This is a genomic window from Xanthomonas codiaei (assembly GCF_002939785.1).
GTDB classification, from domain to species: domain Bacteria; phylum Pseudomonadota; class Gammaproteobacteria; order Xanthomonadales; family Xanthomonadaceae; genus Xanthomonas; species Xanthomonas codiaei.
Genome location: NZ_MDEC01000001.1, coordinates 332,626 through 358,197, shown reverse-complemented (window position 1 = coordinate 358,197; position 25,572 = coordinate 332,626). Strand labels below are relative to the sequence as shown.

The window sequence follows — 25,572 nt, the reverse complement described above, 5'->3', positions numbered from 1 at the left end:
AACAGGCCCACTTCCAGGCTGAAACGCAGGCCGCGTTCCTGTGCCAGCGGCGCCATCAGGCTTTCCACTTCGGCCACCAGCTGGCGCACCGAGAACGGCTGCAGGTCCAGTTCCAGGCGTCCGGATTCGATCCGCGCCAGATCCAGCGCGTCGTTGACCAGCCGCAGCAGGTGCGCGCCGGCACGGCGGATCGATTCGGTGTAGCTGCGTTGCCTGGTGTCCAGCGCGGTCTTGAGCAACAACTCGCTCATGCCCAGCACGCCGGTCATCGGTGTGCGTACTTCATGGCCGAGCGTGGCCAGGAAACGCGTCTTGGCCAGCGAGGCCTGCTCGGCCAGCTCCTGCTTGTGCACCGCCAGCTGCCAGGCGCTCAAGCGGCGCAGGCGACGGCGGTACAGCAACACCGCGCAGGTGACGATGCACAGCACCAGCAAGCCCAAGGCCGCCAGGCCCCATGGCGACAACCACCACGGCGGCAGGACCTGGAACCGCAGGCTCTGGCTGGCCGACCAGATACCGTCGGCCGTGCGCCCCTGCACCTCGAGCACGTAATGGCCGGCAGGCAGGCGCGAGAACAGCCGCTCGCCGCTGGGACCGACATCGATCCAGTCCGGGTCGTAGCCGCTGAGGCGGAAGCGGTAGCTATTGGACTCGGAGTCGGCAAAGCTCAGCAGACGCGCGACGATATGCAGATCGCGATCGCCATCGCGCACCACCAGCGGCTGCACATGACTGACGTCCAGCCCACGCTCGCCACGCCGCAGCCCCACTCGCTCGATCACCAACGGCACGCGATGATCGTTGGGCTTGAGTTCGGCGGGATCGAAGATCACCAGACCGTCGGGCGTGGCGCCGACGATCATGCCCTTGGACGATTGCACCAGCGAGCGTGCCACGAACTGCGGATTGGGCAAGCCGTCATGCACGCCGAAGACCCGCACCCCGCGCGTGGCCGGGTCCACGCGGATCAGGCCGCGCATGCTCGACAGCCAGGCCACGCCATCGCCATCGATCACCAGCCCTTGCGGCGCCAACGCCGGAAATTGCTGCTCGGTGCCCACCGTGTCCAGATGCTGCAGGCGGCCGTTCTTCCACAGGTACCGATGCAGCTTGCCCAACCCGGCGAACCAGGCCACGCCACTGTCGCTGAAGCGGAAGGTGAAGATCTGCTCCGCGGGTGCGCCGGCGATCGCCTCGAACCGTTGGCTGGCGGCATTCCAGCGTTGCAGGCCACGGCTTCCTGCCAACCACAGCGCGCCATCCGGGCCGTTCTGCAGATCGTGCACGACCATGTCGCGCTCCAGCCCATGGCTGCCGCGGAACACCCTGCGCAGCAGCCTGCCCTCTTCGTCGCGTTCCTGCAGCCCGGTGGTGGTGCGCACCCAGATGTGCCCGTCGGCTGTCTGCTGCAGCGCCTCCATCGCGGCATCCTGTGTTTCATCCTGGCCATCGGCCCGCGCTTGCTCGTCGGCCATCTTCCAGCGGCGCAGCGCGCCATTGGCCGGGTCGTAGCGCACCAGCTCGCCGAAATGCCCCACCCAGACCCGGCCCTTGCGATCTTCGAGCACGCTGTAGGACCAGCTGCTCACCCCCAGGCTCGGCAATACCCGCTCCAGCTTGCCGACGGCCGGATCGACCCGCTCGAGCGCGCCGGCGGTGCCCACCAGCCAGAAGCGTCCATCGCGCGATTCGGCAGTGGCCTGGATGGCCAGGTTGCCGCCATGCTGGCCGTCTTCCTTGGAATTGAAGACCACCGCGAAGCGGCGCCAGTTCGACGGCAAATGCCAGAGCCCGCCGTTGGGACTGGCGAACCACACCCCGCCTTCGCGATCCTGGTAGGCCGACTCCCAGTTGGGGCGGATGCGGCCATGCGCGGACAGGCTGTACAGCGGCACATTGCTCACCTCATCGCCGATGGCGTGGCCCAGCCCGTCCAGCGTATCCAGCCAATAGCTGCCATCGTGGTCGCGCAGCAGCACGCCCAGCACCGGGAATTCGGCCGACACCTTCCAGTGATGCGGGCGCACGTTGCCCTCGGCATCGCGCCGGAACAGATGATCGTCGCTGGTGCCGATCCACACGCTGCCATCGGGATCGGCGGTGAGCCGGGTGATGATCTGCGACGCTGGCGAAGGAAACGCCTGTCGCTTGAAGTCCTTGCCGTTCCAGTGCGCAGCGCCGTCGGCGGTCCCCACCCACAGCGTGTCGTGGCGATCGACCTCCAGCCGGTAGATCGCGTTGTCGGGCAGGCTGCGCGGGTCGTCGGCGCGATGCACGAAATGCTCCAGCGTGCCGTCCGGTCGCAGCCGATACAGCCCGCTGCTTTCGGTGCCGAACCAGATGCTGCCGTCTTCGGTGGACTTGATGTTCCAGATCGCCGCACCGCGCAGCGCCGGATACCGCGTGCTGTCGTAGAAGGTGAAGCGATGCCGCGAGGTGTCCAGCATCGCCAGCCCCGCCATGCCGGTACCCACCCAGACCCGATTGCGCTTGTCGACATGGACCGCCCAGGCCTGGTTGTCGCGCAACCCGTCCTCGATACGCCAGATGCGGAAGTTGCGGCCGTCGTAGCGCGCCAGCCCATCGCTGCTGGCCAGCCACAGATAGCCATTGGCATCTTCGTCGAACCCGTACACCACGTTGGACGGCAATCCGTCGGCCACGGTCAGTTGCCGCGGCTGCGGCAGCACCGGCACACCGGCACAGGCCGACATCGGCCAGGCGACCGCGGCCGTCAGGCACACCCACAGCATGCACCTGAGCAGCGACATGATCGCCGGCACGCGGTAGCAGAGACGGATTGGTTGCAACATGCGCCCTTGTTCCCTTTCAACGCATAGTGCGGACCGCGCTGCATGCTGGCAACTCGCAGTGAGCTGGTGCATCGACTGCACTGTCCTGCGTTGGGTGCAATGGCTGCGGCCGGCCATCGGCTGCTCGCCAGGTACGCGGGCACGGCGCGTTGCAGGCAGCATCAGCCCGACACGGGAATCGACTGCGCGCGCGTGCGCGCCACGCGTGCGGCGGCAATCGCCTCCAGCAGCATGTCGGCGGTCACCGGCTTGCGCAGAAAGCCGTCGAACCCGGCGCTGTGCGCCTGCGTCTCGGCATCGCGATCGGCGCGTGCGGTGACCGCCAGCAACGGGAAGCCATGACCGAGCCGGCGCAACTGCGATGCCAGCGCAAAACCGTCCAGCCCCGGCAGATCCAGATCCAGCAGCGCCACATCGAAACCGCCATCGACCGCCTCGGACAGCGCCGCCAGGCCATGCGCAGCGTGCACCACGCGATGGCCGCGCCCGCTCAACAGCCCGCTGATCACTTCGGCCACGGTCGGGTCGTCTTCCACCAGCAGGATACGCAGCGGCTCGCCAGCCAGGGTGCGCGCCTGGCCGGCAGCGGCGCGCGGGGTCGAACGGTCGATCGGCAGCGGCAGGTCCACGGTGAACTGGGTGCCCACCCCCAGCCGGCTACGCACGCGGATCCGGCCCTTCATCGCCACCGTCAGTTCCTGGCAGATCGCAAGCCCCAGCCCGCTGCCGCCGTAGCGCGAACTGGTGCGCGCGCCCTCGCCCTGTTCGAAGCGCTGAAACAGTCGCTTCTGCTGCTCGGGCCCGATCCCGGGACCGGAATCGCGCACCTTGAAACGCAGGAACTCGCCACGCTGCGCAACCGCCAGCCCCACCTCGCCACGCTCGGCGAACTTGATCGCGTTACCCAGCAGGTTGATCAGGATCTGGCGCACCCGCGTGGCATCGCCCACCACCATCAGCCCGGCGGGCAGCTGGTTGCGGTAGCGGAACAGCAGCCCACGCGCCTCGACGATGGGATGCATGAAATCGGCCAATTCCTGGGTCAGCTGCGATGGATCGAACGGCTGCTGCACCAGCTCCAGCTTGCCGGCCTCGATACGCGCCAGATCCAGCGCGTCGTTGACCAGGCGCAGCAGATGCGCACCGGCCTTGCGGATCGCATCGACGTGGCTGCGCTGCCTGGCGTCCAGCGGCGTGGCCAGCAACAGTTCGCTCATGCCCAATACACCGGTCATTGGCGTACGCACCTCATGGCCGAGGGTGGCCAGGAAATGCGACTTGGCAACCGAAGCCTGCTCGGCCAGCTGTTGGCGCTGCCGTGCCAGCACCCATTCCTGCTGGCGCCGCACCCGCCGCCGCCATCCCCACACGCCAAGGCAGCACAGCAACACGCACAGCAGCACCGCCGCCAGCTGGGTGGGCGCACTCGACCACCACGGCGGCCGCACCTCCAGCTGCAGCGCGGGTGCGGCGATCCACTCGCCATCGCCGGCGCGCGCCTGCACTTCGATGCGGTAATCGCCCTGCGGCAGCCGCGAAATGACCCGTTCGCCGGTGGCGCCCTGTTCCACCCAGCGCTCATCGTAGCCCTCCACCCGGTAGCGGTAATGGGTTGCCGCAGGATCGACGAAGGACAGCAATCGCGCACTGATACGCAAGTCGCGGTCGCGCGCCTGCAGCACGATCGGCTGCTTGTGCGCAATCGGCTGCGGCCGCTCCGCATCATTGCGGCGGACCTGCACCGATTCGATCACCAACCGTGCCACCGGCGCCGGGGAAAACGGCCGCGCTGGATCGAACAGCACGATGCCGCTGGTGGTCAGCGCCAGCACCTGTCCACTGGGGCCGGTGACCGGAGGGCGCATCGAAAACTCGCTGTCGGGCAGACCGTCGCGCTGGCCGAACAGGCGCACCTGCGGCTGACCCCGTTTGTAGGCGAACAGGCCACGCGAGGTGGTCGCCCACACGGTGTCCGTGCCGCCCAGCGCCAGGCCACGGATTTCGGTCGACGGCAGGCCGTGCGAGCGCCCCACGCGCTCCAGCCGCCGCGCCTGCTGCCCGTCCCAGCTGTAGCGTTCCAATGCCCCGGAGCGCCCGACCCAGAATTCGCGCGGCGACACGAACGCCAGCGCATAGACTTCGGACTCGCCGCCATCGATCACCCGGCGGAAGCGCTCGCCCTGCCAGACCCACAAGCCATCGCCAGCGGCCACCCACGCCGAACCGTCCAGACGGATGAGCAGCTGTTGCACCATGCCGCCCACCTCGCTGAGGTCGCTGCCGAAGCGGAAGGTGGCCAGCAGGCGGCCGTCTGCCGCGCGCCGCTGCACCCCGCCTTCCACGATCGACAGCCAGAACTCGCCATCGACGCCGGGCGCCATCAGTTCCACCCGATGGGTGTCGGAGGTTTCGAATCCCATCGCGAGCCTGCGTTTTCGCCCGGTCCCGGGGTGATACAGGGTGACGCCGTCGCGCAGCGCGACCCACAGCGCACCATCGCCGGCCGGCAGCACCGACTGCACGGTTCCGCCACCGAGCACATCGCTGTGCAACACGGGCAGCACCTCGCCCTGGTCGCCGACCCGATACACCCCTTCGCCGGTGGTCACCAGGAAGCTGTCGCCGTCGGCGGCCGCGTTCACCAGATACAGGCCCTCCAGCTGCTTGCCCTGGGTCTCGAAGATGGTGGAAAAGCGCCGCCAGTCCGGCGGCAGGTAGGCCACGCCCTGCGAAATCAGTCCCAGCCAGAGCCCGCCCTGGCGATCCTGCATGACATCGAGCACCCCGCTGTGCGCAGTCAGAAAGCCGCTGCCACGGTCGCCCTCCATGACGCGCAGCGCGCGCTCGCCAGGCGCAACGCGGAAAAACCCGTCGGCCGCCCCTACCCAATAACCGCCGTGCACATCGTGCACCACGGTGCCGGCCCGCACGCTGGACGCCCCCACCCAGGGCGCGGGCTCGAGCACGCCGTCCGCTGTCACCCGGTACAAGCCCTTGGCGCTGCCCACCCACAGCGTGCCGTCGTCATCCTTGCTCAACTTCACCACCGTCGCGCTCAGGCGGTCCGGCGCAATACGCACGAACCGTTCGCCATCGCGCATCACCAGGCCGCTTGCGGTACCGATCCATAGCCGGCCACGCGCATCGACCAGCATGCTCAAGATGGTGTCGCTGGGAAGCCCGTCCGGCGCATCGGGAGTGGCAAGGAAGACCGTGACCCGGCCATCCTCCTCGCGGCGGCACAGGCCACCGCCACTGCCTCCGATCCAGATCGCGCCCTGCGCCTGCGCCAATGCCCAGACCTGCCCGGCGCAGGCGTTGGCCACGGCGGGAAAGGTCGTAAAGCCGGTGCGCTCGGCGTCGAGCATGCTCAGCGGCGAGCCGTTGACGCCCAGCCAGACCCGGTCGCGATCGTCGACCAGCAGGGTTTCCACTTCGTTGCCGGGGATCGAGCGCGCGGTCTACGGGTCGTGCTGCCACACCTGCAGGCCGATGCCGTCGTAGCGCGCCAGCCCGTCGCTGGTGGCCGCCCAGACATAGCCCTGCCGGTCCTGGGCCAAGGCCAGCACCATGCGCGAAGGCAGTCCCTCGGCCGGGCCGAAGCGACGCATCCGTGGCGTCTCGATCTGGTTCACCGCCATCGCGTCCATGCCGATCGACAGCAGCACGGACGCAAGCGCGCACAGCACTCGAATGTTCATTGTCATCCCTGTCCCGGCCACCTGCGCGATCGCGCACTCCCCGGCCGGACTGCACTGTACCTGCTTCGGTATGCGCGGTGACTACCCGGCAGCGCCACCGTCCGACGCATCCGCCGCCTCGGCGAGCGCCCGCGCCAGCGCGGTGGCCAACAAGTCCCCAGTGACCGGCTTGCGCAGGAAGCCGTTGCAGCCGGCCGCCATCGCCTGCGGCTCGGCATCGGCGTCGGCCCGCGCGGTCACCGCCACGATCGGGAAGCGCACCCCACGCGCGCGCATCTGCGCCACCAGCGCGGCCCCGTCGATACCGGGCAGGTCCAGATCGCACAAGCCCGCATCGAAGCTGCGCATGCTCACCTCCGCCAGGGCCGCCAGACCGTGCATCACATGCGTCACCGCGTGCCCGCGCGCCTGCAGCAGGCCCACGATCACCTGCGCCACCGTCGGGTCGTCCTCGATCAGCAACAGCTGCAGGGACGCCTGCTGCAGCGGCAGCACCGCACGTGCCGCGTCCTGCGCCCCTACAGGCAGCGTGGTCACCCACGGCAACGGCAGCTCCACCACGAAACACGCGCCCTGCCCCAACTCGCTGCTGACGCTCACCGCCCCGCCCATCGCCGCGGCCAGTTCGCGGCAGATGGCCAGTCCCAGTCCACTGCCGCCATGCCGCGCATGGGTGAGCGCCCCTTCGGCCTGCTCGAAGCGCTGGAACAGCCGCCCACGCTGCTCGGCGCTCATGCCCGGGCCGGTATCGCGCACCTCCACCCGGATGCCTTGCCCGGGGCGATGCGGCACGCCGGACACACGCAGCCGCACGCTGCCCCGCTCGGTGAACTTGACCGCGTTGAACAGCAGATTGAGCAGGATCTGCTGTACCCGGCTGGCATCGCCATGCAGCGCCGGCGGCAGCGCGTCATCCAGCTCGCAGGCGAACTCCAGCTGCTTCTGTTCGGCACTGGGACGCACCAGCTCCACCACCTGCCGGATCAACTGGCGCAGATCGAAATCGCGATAGTCCAGCGGCAGCTTGCCGGCTTCGATCCGGGCCAGATCCAGCGCATCGTTGACCAGCCGCAGCAAGTGCTTGCCGGCCGACTGGATCGCCCCGGCATAGCCCTGCTGCCGTGCATCCAACCGCGTCTGCAACAACAGTTCGCTCATGCCCAGCACGCCGGTCATCGGTGTACGGACCTCGTGTCCCAGTGTCGCCAGAAAGCGCGTCTTGGCCAACGACGCCTGCTCGGCCAGTTCGCGCTTGTGCTGGGCCAGCTGCCACTGCGCGCGCATGCGGACACGGCGGCGATAGGCGGCGGCGACCAGCGCGGCCAGCAGCAATCCGGACAGGCAGATCAGCGCGATGCCGACATCGCTGCGCCACCACGGAGGGCGGACCGAGAACTGCAGGCGACGCAGCTGCGAACGATTGCCCAGCGGGTCTACGCCCTGCAATGCGAGCTCATAGTTGCCAGGCGGCAGACTGGCGAATTCCCGGACCCCGGTATTGCCGGAGGTCTGCCATTCCGTGTCGAAGCCTTTGAGGAAGCTGCGGTACCGGTTGGACACCGGATCGGTGTACGACAGCAACCGGCTGACGACCTGCAATTGCCGGTCTCCCGGCCCCAGCTGGAACGGGCGATCCATCGGCAATGCGATACGGCTGCCGTTGCGGAGCACGCTCACGCGTTCCAGTTGCAGCGCCGGTACCACCGGTGCGCTGTCGGGCATGGCGGTGTCCAGCAGAACCGTCGCACCATCGCTGGTCGCGCCGATCAGGGTGTCGCCGGCCATCAGCAGGCAATGCTGGATGAACTCCTGGCTGGTCAGGCCATCGCGCGTACCGATCGTGCGCACCCGCGCCGGGGTGACCGACGCGTCGATGCGCCACAGTCCGCGCAGGCTGGAGATCCACACCCTCCCGCGTGGATCGATCTGCATCGCTGACGCATCGAACCCGGCCAGCCCCTCGCCCTCCCCGATGCGCTGCACGCGCTTCCAGCGCCCGTCGATCAGTTTCCAGTGTTCTGCGCCGGTCGCACGGTACGCCCAGAACGCCTGCCGCGACTGACTGGCAAATGCCTGGATCTGCGCGCCTTCCAGACCCGCCACCGGCACGAAGCGCTGCGCCGCCGCGTCCCAGGCGAACATGCCACCTTCGCCTGCAGCCCAGACGCGCCCATCCGGGCCCTGCGCCAGCTGCCGCACGTCGATGTCGCGCAGTCCATGCAGCGCTTGCGAGGTAATGCGCTGCAGCACCCGTCCGCTGCGCAGATCGCGTTGCTGGACCATATCGATGAAGGCCATCCAGACGGTATCGCCGTCTTCGACGATCCATTCCGGCGGCGAGAGCGAGGAGGCCGGTTCGGGGCCATCGGATGGCCAGTGAATGAGCTCGCCGGTGCGCAGATCGATGCGCGACAGGCTGAAACTGAGGTTGCCCAGCCATACGCGTTGCAGGCGATCCTCCAGCGCCGACACCAGCTCCATCCCCTTCAGATGCGGCGACTGCAGACCGGTCCGGAACGTGTCGCCGGTGGCCAGGTCCACGCGCAGCAAACGACCCTCCGCATCCGTCTGCCACAGCCCGCCGGAGCGGGCCGCCGGCGCCAGGTTGCAATAGATCGCATCGCCAGACGGCGCAGCGGGCTTGATCACCGCGGTGCGCTTCCAGTCCGCAGGCAGATAGCCAAGCCCGGTCCCGTGCATCGGGACCCACAATCCCCCGTCGGCCGCTCTCAGCAAGCCGATGACGTTGCGCCGCGACAGCGGCCCTTCGCCATTGAAGGCAGGTACCGGCGGCCGGGTGCCACGGGTACGCCACAAGCCACGCCCGCTGCCCAGCCAGAACTCGCCGTCCGGGGCAGCGACCGCACTCCACAGTTCGTTGCCGACGCCGAACATGCCGGACCAGGACAACGGCTGCCATTGCTCGCCGGGGCCGCGCACATGCAGTCCCGAATCGCTGCCCAGCCACAGGCGATCGCCAGTCCACTGCAGACCGAAGATGGCCGCTTGCGGATTCTCCTCGCCCGGGATGTACTCGCGGTGCAGCCGCTTTCCGTCGTAGTAGGCCAGTCCATTGCTGGTCCCGATCCACAAGCGATGGCTGGCATCGACGGCCAGGTTCATCACCATGGCCTGATCGAGCTCGCCTTCGACCGAGCCCAGGTCGATCGACGACATGACATCGTCGGCAGTGATACGCGCCAGCGCACCGGTCGTGGTCCCGACCCAGATATCGCCATCGAATTCGGCAATGCTGAAGATCTGGCCGTCCTTCAACAAGGGATAGGCGGCCGCCCGGTAATGCCGGAAGCGGCTGCGGCTGGCGTCCATGACGCTCAACGTCTTGCCGCACCCGATCCAGAGCCGATCCAGCGCATCGATGTAGAGCGCCTGGATCGCATTGCACGGCAAGGATGCGGGATCGGCCGGATCGTGGCGCCAGGTCTTGAACCCGGCGCCGTCGTAGCGCACCAGGCCATCCATCGTGGCAAGCCATACGTAGCCTGCATGGTCCTGGCCGATCGCCACCACCATGGTCGACGGAAGACCATCGCCGGGCCCCAGGACCCGAAAACGCGGCACCTCCGGGATCCTGGCTGCACAGGGCAGCACACCCAGCAACAAGGCCACGACGACGATCAGCACACGCATGTGGGAATCCCTTCCACGTCCAGCCGGCATGCTCGCAACGGATCGTTGCGAGCGCAAGCCGAGCGCGTGCCGCCGGGATGTGTCTAGAATCCGCCCATGACGCCCCTTGCCCGCCTGTTGCTGCTTCCCGCCCTGGCCTTGACCAGCCTGGCCGCCACCGCCGCGCCGGTGCGCTACACGCTGGATCCGGTGCACACCCGGGTGCTGTTCGCGGTCGAACATGCCGGCTTTTCCAAGGCATTGGGCACGGTATCCGGCAGTACCGGCAGCCTGGTCTTCGACCCGGACGACTGGACGTCGGCCCGGCTCGACGTCAGCGTGCCGCTGCAGCGCGCGGACCTGGGCGATGCCAAGTGGAACCAGGCCACCCTGGCACGCAACCTACTCGACGCCGAGCGCTTTCCCGACGCGCATTTCGTCTCGACGCGCGTGGAGGCCAGCGGCGAGAACCGCGCCAGGGTCACCGGCAACCTCACCCTGCGCGGCGTCACCCGCCCGGTCACCCTGGAGGTGACCCTCAACGCGCTCAAGCGCCATCCGCTGCCACCGTTTCGCCGCACCGCCGGGTTCTCCGCCACCGCCACGCTGAGCCGGGCCGAGTTCGGCATCGACGCATGGAAATCGATGATCGGCGATACGGTGGAAGTGCGCATCGAAGCCGAAGCGGTGCGCGAAGGCCGCGCCGACGACGAGGCAGCACCGCCGCACGCCGCACCCACCACGCCGGACGCCGCCGCCAGCCAGGAATCGGGAACATGAGCCTGAAGAATACCGACCGCTGGGGTGGCGTCAGCCAGGCCCTGCACTGGTTGATCGCGCTGCTGATCCTGGCGTTGGGCATCGTCGGCCTGACCATGGGCGAGCTGCCCAAGACGCCGAAATATTTCTGGGTCTACACCGCACACAAATCGGTGGGGCTGACCGTGCTGGCACTGGTCGTCGTGCGGCTGGGCTGGCGGATCTATGCGGGCGCACCGCCACCGGTGTCCGGCACGCCGCGCTGGCAGGAGCGCATCGCCGCGCTCACCCACTGGCTGCTGTACGCGATGATCTTCGCCATGCCGCTGTCGGGCTGGCTATACGACTCCAGCAGCGGCCTGCGGCCGTTCCGCTGGTTCGGCCTGTTCGATGTGCCCAAGCTCAGCGCGCCGGACGAACAGCTGCGCGCCATCGCGCACTTCATCCACGAGTGGGGCTTCTGGCTGTTGATCGCCACGGTGCTGGCACATGCCGGCGCCGCCTTCTACCACCACCTGTTCCAGCGTGACGCCACCCTTGCGCGGATGTTGCCGCGCGGCTGGCTTTCCTCCAGACCCTAAGGATTTCCCATGTCGTCCAAGCTGTTCGCCTCTCCCATGCTGGTCGCCGCATCGCTGGTGGCCACCTTTGCAGCCGCGCCGGTGCTGGCCGCCGACTACGTGCAGGCCCCCGGCTCGACGCTGGTGTTCGCCAGCAAATACGACGGCGAAGTGTTCACCGGCAAGTTCCCCGGCTTCGACACCACGCTGAGTTTCGATCCGGCCAACCTGGCTGGCGCCAAGCTCGATGTGCGCATTCCGCTGGCCAGCGCGGTCAGCGGCAACAACGACCGCGACTCGACCCTGCAGGGCCCGGACTTCTTCAATGTCGCCAAGTTCGCCACCGCACGCTATCGCGCCGACAAGTTCCGCGCCCTGGGCGGCAACCAGTACGCTGCCGACGGCACCCTGGAACTGCGCGGGGTCAGCAAGCCGGTCACGCTGACCTTCACCTGGACGCCCGGCGCGCAGCCGGTGCTGGCCGGCAAGGCGGTAGTGAAGCGGCTGGACTTCGGCGTGGGCGGCGGCGACTGGGCCGACACCAAGACCATTCCCAACGAAACCGCGATCAGCACCAAGGTCGTGTTGAAGGCGAAGTAACGCCACAGGCCGCAATCGGACGCGGCCACTGAGCGGCGGACTACCTCGTCGGGTCCGCCGCTTTTTTATGCCAGCAGTGCAGAATGACACCGCAAGACAGCTAGACTGGGGGCTGACTTCAAGGACGCGAACAATGCGCACACATGGAACGTTGACCCGCTGGAATGCCGAGCGAGGCTTTGGCTTCATCACTCCGGCGCGGCCAGGCGACGATGTGTTCGTGCATGTTTCCGCCTTCGGCCGCGGCACGCCGCCGCCGCGCATCGGCGAGCTGATCTCCTTCGAGACCGACGCCGGCCCTGACGGGCGCCTGCGCGCGGCGCGCATCACCCGCGCCGGTGCGCAGGCCCGCAGGCACGCAGCTTCCGGCCATCGCCACGCACCGCGCACAGGGACCAGCAGCGGGTTCCGGCTCGGGGTCGGCAAGGTGGTAATGCTGATGCTGCTGACCGGTGGCGCCGCAGTCGCCTACCTGCAACGCGACGGCCTGAGCGCGGCGATGGCGCCCACCACCATCGCCGGACCAGCACCGGCACCCCGGGTCGCCACGCCTGCTGTCACTCCGGCGCCACCCAGCTGCGATGGCCGTACCCAGTGTTCGCAAATGCGCTCCTGTGCCGATGCCACCTATGTGTTGCAGCACTGCCCCAATACCCAGATGGATGGCGACGGCGACGGGGTGCCCTGCGAGCAGCAGTGGTGCCGTTGAACTGAATTCAGCCGGTGCCATGGGCCTGGCAACGTAGCGCGGGCGGCAGAGCGTGGCGCGCGGTGGTCAGCCGTGGTGAGATGGCGCGCTCAGAACCGCGGCGTAGGAGAGGTTCGTGCCGATTCCGGGCACCGGCCGCGTCTGGCGGTGAGCGCAGTCGTGCTGTTAGCTGCTCTCACGCGTCGCCTGCTGATATCGCGGACCCGCGCGGCGCAGCGCAGCAAGACGTATCGGGTCCCGCGCGAGGTAGGTGCTGGGCAAGGCGCGAGCCGGGGGTCTTCCAACCCCCATCACCAACGCAGGCGAGCAGTGCCGGCTGCACGCTATCGCCCCACTACCCGTGCTGGTCGCGGCCTTGCTCCAGCCATGCACGCAGCAGGGAGCCATCGAACGGCCACGCCAGTTCGCGCCCCTGCGCATCCCGCAGCACCGGCACACGCTGGCCATAAGCGGACTCAAGCGAGGCATCGCCGTCGATGAACACGCTGCGGAAGTCGCCCGCACGCGCCTGCGCCAGCGCTTCGATGGCCTGATCGCACAGGTGGCAGTCGTCGCGCTGGTACAGGGTCAGGGCCATATGCAGGTCTCATGCTGCGCTGCAGCCTTGCCGCAAGCGCCGAACGACTAGAATAGCCGCCTTTACGCTCACCTCTCCGGCACGCATGGCTGTCAGCACGTTCGACCTGTTCAAGATCGGTATCGGTCCCAGTTCCTCCCACACCGTGGGGCCGATGCGTGCCGCCGAGCGCTTCGTGCACCGTTGGCTGCTCGACGCGGGCCGCCTGCACGAGGTGGCGCGCATCCGCGCCGAAGTGTTTGGCTCGCTGGCGCTCACCGGCCGCGGCCACGGGACCGACAAGGCGGTGCTGCTGGGGCTGGAAGGCCACCGCCCCAACCTGATCGACCCGGACATCATCCCCGCCGCGCTGGAGCGCATCCGCGCCAGCAAGCGCATCAATCTGATGGGCGAGCACGAGATTGGCTTCGACGAAAAACGCGACCTGCCGATGAACAAGCGGCAGAAGCTGCCGTACCACACCAACGGCATGCGTTTCACCGCCTACGATGCCCAAGACGCTGTGATCGCCACGCGCGACTACTACTCGGTCGGCGGCGGCTTCGTGGTCAACCAGGACGATGCCGCAGACGACCGCATCGTGGCCGACGAAACCCCGCTGCCGTATCCGTTCCTCAGCGGCGACGAACTGCTGGCGCAATGCGCGCGCAGCGGCTTGAGCATTGCTGCGCTGATGTTCGAGAACGAAAAGAGCTGGCGCAGCGAAGACGAGATCCGTCATGGCCTGCGCGAACTCTGGAATGCGATGCAGTCCTGCGTGGCGCGCGGCATCCGCGAGGAAGGCAACCTGCCCGGTGGCCTGAATGTCTCGCGGCGCGCACCGGCGCTGTACCGCGAGCTTTCGTCCAAACCCGAAGCCGCGATGCGCGATCCGCTGACCACGCTGGACTGGGTCAACCTCTACGCGCTGGCGGTCAACGAAGAAAACGCCGCCGGCGGCCGCGTGGTCACTGCCCCCACCAACGGCGCGGCCGGCATCATTCCGGCGGTGCTGCATTACTTCGACCGTTTCTGCGCCGGCGCATCGGAGCAACGCATCTTCGACTTCCTGCTCACCGCCGCAGCGATCGGCATTCTCTACAAGGAAAACGCCTCGATCTCCGGCGCCGAAGTGGGCTGCCAGGGCGAGGTCGGCGTAGCTTGCTCGATGGCGGCCGGCGGCCTGGTTGCCGCGCTCGGCGGCAACCCGGGCCAGATCGAGAACGCTGCCGAAATCGGCATGGAGCACAACCTCGGCCTGACCTGCGACCCGATCGGCGGGCTGGTGCAGATTCCGTGCATCGAACGCAACGCGATGGGCGCGGTGAAGGCGATCAACGCCAGCCGCATGGCCATGCGCGGCGACGGCAAGCACAAGGTCTCGCTCGACAAGGTCATCAAGACCATGCGCGACACCGGCCGCGACATGCAGGACAAGTACAAGGAAACCAGCCGTGGCGGCCTGGCGGTGAACGTCATCGAGTGCTGAGTCAATCGTATGCGGGAGCGCTGGCTGGGCCGGCGTTCGCAGCGGCGACAGATGCGCGCCCTTCTCGATGGAAAAGATACGCCAGACGCACGTGGATGCACTGCCCTCTTGACGCAAGCAGCGGAGGGCGCGCCGAGTGCGAACGAGGAAAGCAGCTAGCGCGAACAAATGCACGGCCGTCTCCGCGAGCGGGAAAGGTGCGCGAAGTGCGGATGAATGAACGCACCAGGCGCAGAGAATGTTCTACCCTTCTCCTGCACGCGGGAAAAGGCGCGCGAAACGCGATTGAGCGAACGCATCGCGCAGAGAACGCTCTGCCCTTCTCCCGCGAGCGGGAGAAGGTGCGCCAAGCGCAAATGAGCGAACGCATCAGGCGCAGAACGCTCTGCCCTTCTCCCGCGAGCGGGAGAAGGTGCGCGAAGCGCGGATGAGGGCAACAGGCATCGACGCACACACTGGAGTCGGATCACCACGCCATCGCCAGCAACGCACTGGCAGCGCCCGCCAAACCTCGCCCGGCTGTACGCCCCCACCACATCCACCGCGCTAGCCTCAACGACCGGATTTGGATGGAGATGACGATGCGAAAGCCCGCCTTTACCCTCGCCCTTGCCCTGGCCTGCAGTCCGCTGATGGCGCAGCAAGCCAGTTATGGCCCGCGCCTGGAAGGCTTCGACTACCCCCACCCGCTCAAGACCTACGCCTTCACCTCGCAGCAGCAGCCGCTGGAAATGGCGTACATGGATGTCGCGCCCACCGGCAGGCCGAACGGGCGCACCGCGGTGCTGCTGCACGGCAAGAATTTCTGCGCAGCCACCTGGGAGGACAGCATCGCCGCGCTGCGCAAGGCCGGCTACCGCGTCATCGCGCCGGACCAGATCGGTTTCTGCAAATCCAGCAAGCCGGTCGCCTATCAGTTCTCGTTCACGCAACTGGCCGACAACACCCATGCGCTGCTGAAACAGCTCGGCATCGAGCGTGCGGTGGTAGTCGGCCATTCGATGGGCGGCATGCTGGCGATCCGCTATGCGCTGATGTACCCGCAGGCCACCGAGCATCTGGCGCTGGTCGACCCGATCGGGCTGGAAGACTGGAAGGCCGAAGGCATCCCCTGGCGCAGCGTGGATGCCTGGTACGCCAACGAGCTGAAGAGCAGCTTCGAGCGGATCAAGAAATACCAGATGGAGGTGTACTACGCCGGTCAATGGAAGCCCGAATTCGAACGCTGGGCGCGCATGCAGGCCGGCATGTCGCTGGGCCAGGGCAAGCAGGCGGTGGCGTGGAATCAGGCGCTGACCTACGACATGGTGTTCAACCAGCCGGTGGTCTACGAGCTGCCCAAACTCGCAGTGCCGACCACGCTGTTCATCGGTCTCAAGGACCGCACCGCCATCGGCAAGGACACCGCGCCCCCCGAGGTCAAGGCCCGCGTGGGCGATTACACCAAGCTCGGCAAGCGCGCGGCGGCGGCGATTCCGAATGCGACACTGATCGAGTTCGCCGACCTGGGCCATTCGCCACAGGTGCAGGATCCGGCGCGCTTCAACGCTGCGCTGTTGAAGGCGATCGCGCATTGATCCTGCGGGCATGGCGCGGGCACACGCAACACCGACCATGCACACGCAAGACGCATGACGACGCGACGGAGTCAGCTCCGTCGCGTCGCCGTCAGCCAGCCACGATCCGCAGTACGTCATCCAGCAAGGCTGCGGCCGTCACCTCTGCGCCTGCACCCGGTCCCTGGATCAGCAAGGGCTGATCCCGGTAGCGGTCGCTGCTGATCGCCACCCGGTTGTCGGTCCCGGCACCGCCGGCCAGGGGATGATCCAGCGCCAGTTCGCGCAATCCCACGCTCGCACCGTGCGCGTCCACGCGCCCCACGAAGCGCAGGCAACGTCCTGCCGCGCGTGCCTGCTGCCAGCGCACATCCAGTTGGGCATCCAGCGCTCCCAGCTGTGCCTCCAGTTGCGCCAGAGGGGTTCTGGCGATGCTGGCCGGTACCAGCGATTCCACATGCACCTGCTCGGCTTCCAGCTGCCAGCCGGCCGCGCGCGCCAGGATCAGCAGCTTGCGTCGCACGTCCTCACCGGACAGATCGATGCGTGGATCCGGCTCGGTATAGCCCGCCGCCATCGCCTCGCGCACGCAGTCCGAAAAAGCGGCACTTCCGTCATAGCGATGGAACAGCCACGCCAACGATCCGGACAACACGCCTTCGATCGAATGGATATGGTCGCCGCCGGCCACCAGCGCGCGCACGCTGCTCAGCACCGGCAGCCCGGCGCCCACGGTGGCACTGTCGCCGTAGTGCGCGCCACTGGCATGCCGGGCGGCATGCAGCGCCTGTGCGCGCGACAGCGCGGTGCCCTGCCCGAGTTTATTGGCGGTGACCACATGCACACCGCGGCTCAGCCATTCCACATGCCACTGCGCAACCACATCGCTGGCGGTGGCGTCCACCAGCACATCGCCGGCGCGCAACGCCACGGTCTCCGCCCAGGGCTGCAGGACGGCCCGACCACGCGGCGCGGCATTGGCCTGCTGCAACGCCTGTTCGGCGCTCACGCCGCAATCGTGGGCGATACGCGAATTGGCCAACCAATCGAACCGCGGCAGTTGCAGCCGACGCTGCTGCAAGGCGGTGTAGCGGGTGACGAAGGCACGGCCCACCGTCCCGGTGCCCAGCAACGCGAGCCGGGGCGTCGGTGTCACCGCCGGCTTCGCTGCGCGCGGCGATACGGGCAGCACGCTGCTCATGCGTCGACCTGTTTGCGGGTGGCGTTGGCCAGGGTCGCTTCGGCGCGCGCCAGGCCGGCCTGCAGGTCGGCCAGCAAGTCCTGGGAGGATTCGATCCCGATCGACAAGCGCAGCAGGCCATCGGAAATTCCGGCCGCCGCACGTGCCTCGGCGGTCATTGCCGCATGCGTCATCGATGCCGGATGCGCGATCAGGCTTTCCACGCCACCCAAGGACTCGGCCAGGGTGAAGTAACGCAGGCCATCGACGAAGGCACGCACCGCCGCTTCGCCACCGTTCAATTCGAAACTCATCATCGCGCCGAAGCCCTTCTGCTGGCGCGCGGCCAGGGCGTGGCCCGGGTGCGACGCCAGCCCCGGGAAATACACCTGGTTGACCGCCGCATGCCCGTCCAGCAACGCAGCGATGGCATCGGCATTTTCCTGGTGCACGCGCAGGCGCGCATCCAGCGTGCGCAGGCCACGCAGGGTGAGGAAGGCATCGAACGGCGAGCCGGTCAGGCCCAGCGCGTTGGCCCACCACACCAGCTGCTGATGCAGCTCTGCATCGCGCGCCACCACCGCACCGCCCACCACATCGCTGTGGCCGTTGATGTACTTGGTGGTGGAGTGCAGCACCAGATCGGCGCCGAATTCCAGCGGCTTCTGCAGCGCCGGCGACAGGAAGGTGTTGTCGACCACGGTCAACGCGCCCACCTTCTTGGCCGCTTCGATGACAAAGCGCAGGTCGGTGATGCGAAGCAGCGGATTGGACGGGGTTTCGATCAACACCAGCTTGGGCGATTGCGCCAATGCATCGGCCAGCGAGCGCGGGTCGGTGAGGTCGGCGGTGATCAGCGCGAAATGGCCCTTCTTGGCCAGCGCATTGAACAGCCGCCAGCTGCCGCCGTAGGCATCGTGCGGCACCACCAGGGTGTCGCCCGGCTGCAGCACCGCGTTGAGCACCAGATTGATCGCGCCCATGCCGGTGGAGGTGATCACCCCGCCCGCACCGCCTTCCAGTTCGGCCAGCGCTTCGCCGAGCAGGTCGCGGGTGGGATTGCCGCTGCGGGTGTAGTCGTACTGGCGCTTGTTGCCGAATCCATCGAACGAAAAGTTCGACGACAGCACGATCGGCGGAGTCACCGCGCCGTAGGCGGTATCGCGGTCGATACCGGCGCGCACGGCGGCAGTGGCGGCAGTACAAGGGGCGTCGGCAGGGTCGCGAAAGCTCATACGGTTTCTCCGGTAATGCGAAGGGCAGTGGTCAGGATCGCGTCGATGCGATCGATTTCTTTCAGGAAGGCGTCATGGCCGTAGGGCGAGCGCAACACGCGCAGGCTGCCGCGCGGCCCCAGGCCTTCGACCAGGCCGACCATGTCGGCCAGCGGCACCAGGCGGTCGCCCTCCACCGCCACCACCACGGTGGACACGCGCACCTGCGCCGGGTCGATGCGGTGCAGGTCGATGGACTCGGACAGGCGCAGGTAGGCTGTGACCGGGGTGCGTGCCACGTACTGCGCGCCGGCGGCGTCCAGATAGTCTTCGGCGGCTACCCGTACGCGACCATTGATCACTTCCGGCGGCGCGTCGAAGCGCTCGCTGAATTCTTCCGGCGTGCGGTAGCTGAGCATGGCGAACTGGCGCGCCAGCGCCAGGCCATGGTGTTCGGCGCACTGCAGCTGGCCCAGCGCCACCGCGCGGCGCTGCAGCGCGCGCCAGGCCGCCGCATACGGATGCGCGCGGTGCGCGCCACTGACGGCGATCAAGGTGCCGATGCGGCCGGCATGGCGAACGGCCAATTGCAACCCGACCAGCGCGCCGTACGAATAGCCGACGAAGCCGTGCAGGCGGGTGATGCCCAGCGCGTCCAGCAACGCCGCGATCGCATCGGCCTGGTCGGCGGTATCGATCGGCGCATCCAGGGTGCCGTCGGCACCCAGGAAATCGAACGCCAGCAGGCGGCGCGTGGCCGGATCCAGCGCGCGGCCGGCGCCTACCAGGCCATCCACCCAGCCCTTTTCCGGAAACAGGGCATTGGCGGCCAGATGCCGGTGCGCAGAGATGCCGCCGGCCACGAACACCACCGGCGCGTTGGCGGCGCCGACCAGTTCATAGCGCAGCCGCAACTCGCGCAGTCCGGCATGGCGCATCGGCAGCGATACGACGAGTTCGCCGCGCACCGCAGCGGGGCCAGCCGATTCGGCAGCGAGGGTTACAAGGTCATCAGAAGTGGTTGGCGATGCTGTGGTCACGAGGCTCATGGCGATATCCGGGGTGGATCGGCCATCGAGCTTCGCGGGAGCTCGCGTTCGACGTGCGCAAGGCACGAATCGAACCATCTTTCGGCGGACGCGGTGGTCCCCGCAGGATTTGGCACCAAACGCGGGCGCTTGCGCGCTCCGCTGGCTGCCCCAGCATCAAAGGGCCTGTCCCTCCGCCGGTCTCGATGGTGAAGCTACGATGCCACCGCGCTTTTGCGATGTCAATCGCTTCATGCGGATGAAAAGATATATTTTCATCCGATACCACTACGCGGCGTGACCGGCCGCATACTTGCGCCCTTTGGTCCGGCTCGGTCGCGTGTCCCATCTTCTGTCTCGCCGCCCCATCTGCGCGATCCGCACAACGCTAGCCGCCGTGCTGCTGTTGTGTGCCGCTCCCGCCAGCGCGCAGCAGCGCTGGCACTGGCCCCGCGCTGCAGCAGCGCCCTCCACGACGACGCAACCGCTCCCCATGCCGAGCAGCGCCGGCCTGGCCCTGCGGCTGGAATGGCAGGCGCCGGCCTACCTGGCCTGGGTCGACAACCCGCTGGCCGGGCCTGCGCAGGTTCGCCTGAGCGCGCCGCCCAGCGAGGACTACCGCGCCGTGCCGCAATTGCCGCTGACGCTGCTGCTGGCCGCGCACGAGCGGCGCCTGCTCGCCCGGCTCTATCCGGCCAGCAGCCAGCGCACCCTGGCAGGGCTGGGGCTCAGGCTGGAGGTGATTCCCGGCGATCCGCAGGCCCAACCGCAGCCCGTACGCTACCAATTGCCGTTCCGCGATCGACCCGTGCAGGTGGATCAGGGCTACGGCGGGCATTTCAGCCATGCCGACCTGCCCAACTGGTATGCGGTGGACTTCACCCTGCCGCAGGGCACGCCGGTGCTGGCCGCACGCGAAGGCGTGGTCATGGAGTTGCGCCAGGACGTGACCGACGGCAGCGCCGACGACCCGGCTGCCGGTGGCGGCAATCTGGTGCGCCTATTGCACGCCGACGGCAGCATGGCGCTGTACGCCCACCTGGCGCCAGGCGGCGTGGCGGTGCGGCTCGGCCAGCGGGTCGACACCGGCGAGCGGCTCGGCGCCTCCGGCAATACCGGCTACAGCACGGCTGCGCACCTGCACTTCTCGGTCCAGCGCAACGCCGGCCTGCAACTGGTCTCGGTACCGTTCCGCATGCTGGGGCCGCAGGGCGAGCTGCAGTTTCCCTCGCCCGCTCCCTGAGTGGCGCCGGCCAGGTCCCGCAGGTCTGGCCGGCAGCCAGCAAAGGTCCGCCTCCCCGAAGCCGCTATAATCACCGGCTTCCTCCGTTTCCGCAGGCGTCCGACCGGGCGCGCACCGCCCATGTCCGAAGTCTCCAACGAAGCCGCGCGCCGCCGCACCTTCGCCATCATTTCCCACCCCGACGCCGGCAAGACCACGCTGACCGAAAAGCTGCTGCTGTTCGGCGGTGCGATCCAGATGGCCGGCTCGGTCAAGGGCCGCAAGGCCGCCCGCCACGCCACCTCGGACTGGATGGCGCTGGAAAAGGAACGCGGCATCTCGGTGACATCTTCGGTGATGCAGTTCCCCTACGAGGACAAGATCGTCAACCTGCTCGACACCCCCGGCCACGCCGACTTCGGCGAGGACACCTACCGCGTGCTCACCGCGGTGGATTCGGCGCTGATGGTGATCGACGTGGCCAAGGGCGTGGAAGAACGCACCATCAAGCTGATGGAAGTCTGCCGCCTGCGCGACACCCCCATCATGACCTTCATCAACAAGCTCGATCGCGAGGGCAAGAACCCGATCGAACTGCTGGATGAAGTGGAAACCGTGCTCGGCATCCAGTGCGCCCCGGTCACCTGGCCGATCGGCATGGGCCAGCGTCTGAAAGGCGTGGTGCACCTGATCAGCGGCGAAGTGCACCTGTACGAACAGGGGCGCAACTTCACCCGCCAGGACTCGACCATCTTCCCGTCGCTGGATGCCCCGGGCCTGGAAGAGAAGATCGGCGCGCAGATGCTGGCCGAACTGCGCGACGAGCTGGAACTGGTGCAGGGCGCGAGCAATCCGTTCGACCTGGAGGCCTATCGCGCCGGCCAGCAGACCCCGGTGTTCTTCGGCTCGGGCGTCAACAACTTCGGCGTGCAGCCGCTGCTGGATTTCTTCGTCGAGCACGCACCGCCGCCGCAGGCGCGCGACACCACCGGCCGCCGCGTCGAAGCCAGCGAAGCGAAACTGAGCGGCTTCGTCTTCAAGATCCAGGCCAACATGGACCCGCAGCACCGCGACCGCGTCGCGTTCATGCGCGTGTGCTCGGGCAAGTTCACCGCCGGCATGAAGGCGCTGCACGTACGCAGCGGCAAGGAGGTCAAGCTGGCCAATGCGCTGACCTTCATGGCCTCCGACCGCGAGATCGCCGCCGAGGCCTGGCCGGGCGATGTCATCGGCATCCACAACCACGGCACCATCTCCATCGGCGACACCTTCACCGAAGGCGAATCGCTGTCGTTCACCGGCATTCCCAATTTCGCGCCCGAACTGTTCCGCCGCGCACGCCTGCGCGACCCGCTCAAGCTCAAGCAACTGCAGAAGGGCCTGGCGCAGCTGTCCGAAGAAGGTGCCACGCAATTCTTCCGCCCGTTGATGAGCAACGACCTGATCCTGGGCGCGGTGGGCGTGCTGCAGTTCGACGTGGTCGCATACCGGCTCAAGGACGAATACGGCGTGGATGCGATCTTCGAGCCGGTGAGCGTGACCACCGCACGCTGGGTGCATTGCGACAACGCCAAGAAACTCGAGGAATTCCGCGAGAAGAACGCCGGTAACCTCGGCATCGACGCGGCCGGCGAACTGGTCTACCTGGCACCGACACGCGTGAACCTGCAACTGGCTCAGGAACGCGCCCCGGATGTGCGCTTCTCGGCCACGCGCGAACATGCGCATGCCAAGGCGATGGATTGACCTGCACTTGAATTCCCGCCGACGCATGCCACTGCCGGCGATGCGAATCGCTCGCAGTTGCGGTACCTTTTTGGAATGAACGCAGACGCCTCCCCCTCGACCGACCTGCGCGACGAGATTGCCAGTGCCGTGACCCACGGCCTGGGTGCCATTGCCGCCCTGGCCGGCGGCTCGGTGCTGATCACGCTGGCCGCCATCTATGGCGATGGCTGGCAGCTGGCCACCTCCATCGTGTTCAGTGCCACGCTGGTGTTGCTCTACGTCGCCTCAACGCTATTCCATGCCATCCCGCATCCAGGCGCCAAGGCGCGCCTGCAGGTGCTGGATCACTGCGCGATCTATCTGTTGATCGCCGGCACCTACACGCCGTTTACGCTGATCAACCTGCGCGGCCCATGGGGCTGGGGGTTGTTTGCGGCCATCTGGACGATCGCCGCCGCCGGAGTGATCTTCAAGCTGTTCTTCACCGGCCGTTTTCGGTTGCTCTCAACCATCCTGTATCTGGCCATGGGCTGGCTGATCATCGTGGCGATCCAGCCGCTGCTACGCTCGGTCGACACCTGGTCGCTGTGCTGGCTGCTGGCCGGCGGGCTGTTCTACACCCTGGGCACCTACTTCTATCAGCGCGACACCCAGCGTTACTTCCATGCCATCTGGCACCTGTTCGTGCTTGCCGGTAGCGCCTGCCACTTCGTTGCGGTGATCGAGCAAGTGATGTGAGGCGGCGCGTGCGGGCGTTCGCGCGGCCTGCACGAGCCATCGCCAACCATGCGCACGTGAACAACGTGACTCCCGCCGCCGATCCACGCACCTTGCGCCAACCGCGTCGGCGACGCTGGCTGATCGGGCTTGGCATCGTCGCCTTGCTCGTGGTGGTTTTCCTGATCCTGTTCGACTGGAACTGGCTGCGCGGCCCGGTCGAGCGTGCGGTCAGTGCCAAGACTGGGCGCGAATTCCATCTAGGCCACCTGGACGTGGATCTGGGTCGCATCACCACGGTTCGCGGCCAACGCCTGCAGCTGGGCAATGCCGCCTGGTCCACACGCGGCGCGATGGCGGAATTGAACGCAGCCGAGATCGATGTGGAGCTATGGCCCCTGCTGCGTGGCACGGTTCGCTTGCCGGAAATCCGGCTCGATCATCCGAATGTGCTGCTCGAAGCCGGCAGCGACGGCCATCCCGGCAACTGGGTGTTCGATACCGACGGCGGCGACGGCAGCATGCCGCGGCTTGGCAGGCTGCTGGTGACAGACGGGCGCTTGCGCTATATCGACGACGCCAGCCGATCGGATATCGACGTGGCGATCAACAGCCTGGCGCCGCCGCGCAGCGATCAGCGTGCGGCGCCGATCGGCATCGACGGCAAGGGCCGCTGGAAGGGCTACCCATTCACGCTGAAAGGCGACACCGCTTCGCCGCTGGAGCTGAGCCAGAGCGAGCATCCCTTCCGCGTCGATCTGCGTGGGCGTGCCGGCGCCACCCGCACGCATGTGCGCGGCACGCTGACCAATCCGTTCCAGTTCCGCGTGTTCGACCTGCAGATGGCGCTGAGCGGCCAGGACATGCAGGACCTGTATCCACTGACCGGCGTTGCCATGCCCTCCACCCCGCCGTATGCACTGGACGGCCGGCTGCGGCGCGATGGCGATGTGTGGCGCTACGAGAAGTTCACCGGCACCGCCGGCGATAGCGACCTGTCCGGTATCGCCGAGATCGACCTGCGCAACAAGCGCCCGTTCCTGCGCGCGGACCTGGCCTCCAAACGCCTGGATTTCGACGATCTTGCAGGCTTCGTCGGCGCACCGCCCAAGACCGGCGCAGATGAATCGGCCAATGCGCAACAGAAGAAGCAGGCCAGCCAACTTGCCGCCAGCGCGCGTGTCCTGCCGGCCACGCCCTACGACCTGTCCAAGCTGCGCGCCATGGATGCGCAGGTGCGCTGGCGCGCCCAACGCATCAACGCACCGTCCTGGCCGCTGGACGACATGGATGCCTCGTTGAACCTGAAAGATGGCCTGCTGCAGCTGGATCCACTCAACTTTGGCGTGGCCGGCGGCGATATCCGCTCCACCATCCGCATGGATGCGCGCAACGAGGTCATCGCCACGCATCTGAAGGCCGGCATCCGCGGCATCCGGCTGGACCGGCTGTTTCCCGATGCCACCCTGGCCAGGCAGGCCTCCGGCGCCATCGGCGGCGAGCTGGATCTGCGCGGCCGCGGCAACTCGATCGCCGCCATGCTCGGCAGCGCCGATGGCTCGATTGGCGTGGGCATGGGCCGCGGCCATGTCGGCAACCTGATCATGGAGCTGGCCGGCCTGGACATCGCCGAATCGCTGAAGTACCTGATCACCAAGGACCGCCAGATCCCGGTGCGCTGCATCTTCGGCGATTTCGGCGTGCAGGACGGTCTCATGCAATCGCGCGCCCTGGCCTTCGACAGTACCGACACCATCATCGTCGGCGAGGGCAACATCAGCCTGAAGAACGAAACCCTGGACCTGCTGCTGCGCCCGCGCCCGAAGGACCGCAGCATCCTGAGCCTGCGTTCGCCGCTGCGCATTGCCGGCACCTTCAAGGACCCCTCGTTCCGCCCCGATTTCAAGGCCCTGGGCGTGCGTGGTGCGATCGCCGTTGCCCTGGGCAGCATCGCGCCACCCGCCGCGCTGCTGGCCACCTTCGAACCTGGCCCGGGCAAGGACAGCGACTGCGGCGGCAAGTACGCGCAGTGAGCACCAAGGCGGGGCCCGATCACTGGCGCGCCTGCGCTGATCACCTACCCGGAAGGCTTGCCAACGACCGCACCGGC

At 67.6% G+C, this 25,572-nt stretch carries 16 protein-coding genes, 1 pseudogene and 1 riboswitch; of the genes and pseudogenes, 10 read left to right on the top strand and 7 right to left on the bottom strand.

What is annotated here, in order from left to right:
- The 3 genes and pseudogenes from XcodCFBP4690_RS01405 to XcodCFBP4690_RS01395 all read right to left on the bottom strand — a co-directional run.
- On the bottom strand, positions 1-2,753 hold a 2,753-nt coding region (locus XcodCFBP4690_RS01405), incomplete at its 3' end, for a two-component regulator propeller domain-containing protein (RefSeq protein ID WP_244183554.1).
- 221 nt (positions 2,754-2,974) lie between these two features.
- Positions 2,975-6,514, bottom strand: a pseudogene (locus XcodCFBP4690_RS01400) (sensor histidine kinase).
- A gap of 81 nt (positions 6,515-6,595) precedes the next feature.
- Entirely contained in the window at positions 6,596-10,165 is a 3,570-nt protein-coding gene (locus XcodCFBP4690_RS01395; RefSeq protein WP_104539260.1) for a hybrid sensor histidine kinase/response regulator, read from the bottom strand.
- Positions 10,166-10,261: 96 nt separating this feature from the next.
- Here XcodCFBP4690_RS01395 and XcodCFBP4690_RS01390 point away from each other — a divergent pair, with 96 nt between their 5' ends.
- The 4 genes from XcodCFBP4690_RS01390 (at position 10,262) to XcodCFBP4690_RS01375 (ending at position 12,772) form a co-directional block, all read left to right on the top strand.
- The gene (locus XcodCFBP4690_RS01390; protein WP_104539259.1) at positions 10,262-10,924 is read left to right on the top strand and encodes a YceI family protein; all 663 of its coding nucleotides are present in this window, start codon (positions 10,262-10,264) and stop codon (positions 10,922-10,924) included.
- Positions 10,921-11,484 carry a cytochrome b gene (locus XcodCFBP4690_RS01385; protein ID WP_104539258.1) on the top strand — a complete coding sequence of 188 codons (564 nt, stop codon included), beginning with the start codon at positions 10,921-10,923 and terminating at the stop codon, positions 11,482-11,484. Before XcodCFBP4690_RS01390 ends, XcodCFBP4690_RS01385 begins: the two co-directional genes overlap by 4 nt.
- A gap of 9 nt (positions 11,485-11,493) precedes the next feature.
- Positions 11,494-12,063: a YceI family protein gene (locus XcodCFBP4690_RS01380; protein WP_064507367.1), complete on the top strand. Its 570-nt coding sequence runs from the start codon at positions 11,494-11,496 to the stop codon at positions 12,061-12,063.
- A 133-nt stretch (positions 12,064-12,196) separates the two neighbouring features.
- Entirely contained in the window at positions 12,197-12,772 is a 576-nt protein-coding gene (locus XcodCFBP4690_RS01375; RefSeq protein WP_104539257.1) for an excalibur calcium-binding domain-containing protein, read from the top strand.
- Positions 12,773-13,106: 334 nt separating this feature from the next.
- Here the strand turns inward: XcodCFBP4690_RS01375 and XcodCFBP4690_RS01370 are convergent, their stop codons facing one another.
- Positions 13,107-13,349, bottom strand: a complete 243-nt coding sequence (locus tag XcodCFBP4690_RS01370; protein ID WP_104539256.1) for a glutaredoxin family protein — start codon at positions 13,347-13,349, stop codon at positions 13,107-13,109.
- Positions 13,350-13,434: 85 nt separating this feature from the next.
- On the opposite strand from XcodCFBP4690_RS01370, the gene XcodCFBP4690_RS01365 reads away from it, so the two are divergent.
- Complete coding sequence (locus XcodCFBP4690_RS01365) at positions 13,435-14,817, top strand: L-serine ammonia-lyase (RefSeq protein ID WP_104539255.1); 1,383 nt, start codon at positions 13,435-13,437, stop codon at positions 14,815-14,817.
- Positions 14,818-15,386: 569 nt separating this feature from the next.
- A complete protein-coding gene (locus XcodCFBP4690_RS01360) occupies positions 15,387-16,394 on the top strand; it encodes an alpha/beta fold hydrolase (RefSeq protein WP_167394417.1) in 1,008 nt (335 codons plus the stop codon).
- Positions 16,395-16,485: 91 nt separating this feature from the next.
- On the opposite strand, the gene XcodCFBP4690_RS01355 is transcribed toward XcodCFBP4690_RS01360, so the two are convergent.
- Genes XcodCFBP4690_RS01355 through metX form a run of 3 tightly spaced genes read right to left on the bottom strand, consistent with a single transcriptional unit; the run spans position 16,486 to position 19,816 of the window.
- Positions 16,486-17,574: a homoserine dehydrogenase family protein gene (locus XcodCFBP4690_RS01355; protein WP_167394416.1), complete on the bottom strand. Its 1,089-nt coding sequence runs from the start codon at positions 17,572-17,574 to the stop codon at positions 16,486-16,488.
- Positions 17,571-18,788: an O-succinylhomoserine (thiol)-lyase gene (locus XcodCFBP4690_RS01350; protein WP_104539254.1), complete on the bottom strand. Its 1,218-nt coding sequence runs from the start codon at positions 18,786-18,788 to the stop codon at positions 17,571-17,573. Before XcodCFBP4690_RS01350 ends, XcodCFBP4690_RS01355 begins: the two co-directional genes overlap by 4 nt.
- Positions 18,785-19,816, bottom strand: coding sequence for a homoserine O-succinyltransferase MetX (metX, locus tag XcodCFBP4690_RS01345; RefSeq protein WP_104539253.1), 1,032 nt, complete (start codon positions 19,814-19,816; stop codon positions 18,785-18,787). The genes XcodCFBP4690_RS01350 and metX overlap by 4 nt, the downstream gene beginning before the upstream one ends.
- A 71-nt stretch (positions 19,817-19,887) precedes the next feature.
- Positions 19,888-20,008: riboswitch (SAM riboswitch) on the bottom strand.
- 139 nt (positions 20,009-20,147) lie between these two features.
- Between metX and XcodCFBP4690_RS01340 the strand changes: the two genes are divergently transcribed.
- From XcodCFBP4690_RS01340 to XcodCFBP4690_RS01325, 4 genes are all read left to right on the top strand, one after another.
- Positions 20,148-21,038, top strand: a complete 891-nt coding sequence (locus XcodCFBP4690_RS01340; RefSeq protein ID WP_104539292.1) for a M23 family metallopeptidase — start codon at positions 20,148-20,150, stop codon at positions 21,036-21,038.
- A 120-nt stretch (positions 21,039-21,158) separates the two neighbouring features.
- Positions 21,159-22,763 (top strand): peptide chain release factor 3, encoded by a 1,605-nt coding sequence (locus XcodCFBP4690_RS01335; RefSeq protein WP_104539252.1) that lies wholly within the window; start codon positions 21,159-21,161, stop codon positions 22,761-22,763.
- 75 nt (positions 22,764-22,838) lie between these two features.
- Entirely contained in the window at positions 22,839-23,483 is a 645-nt protein-coding gene (trhA, locus tag XcodCFBP4690_RS01330) for a PAQR family membrane homeostasis protein TrhA (RefSeq protein ID WP_064507376.1), read from the top strand.
- 56 nt (positions 23,484-23,539) lie between these two features.
- Positions 23,540-25,495, top strand: a complete 1,956-nt coding sequence (locus XcodCFBP4690_RS01325) for an AsmA family protein (RefSeq protein WP_104539291.1) — start codon at positions 23,540-23,542, stop codon at positions 25,493-25,495.
- Positions 25,496-25,572 lie beyond the last annotated feature (77 nt).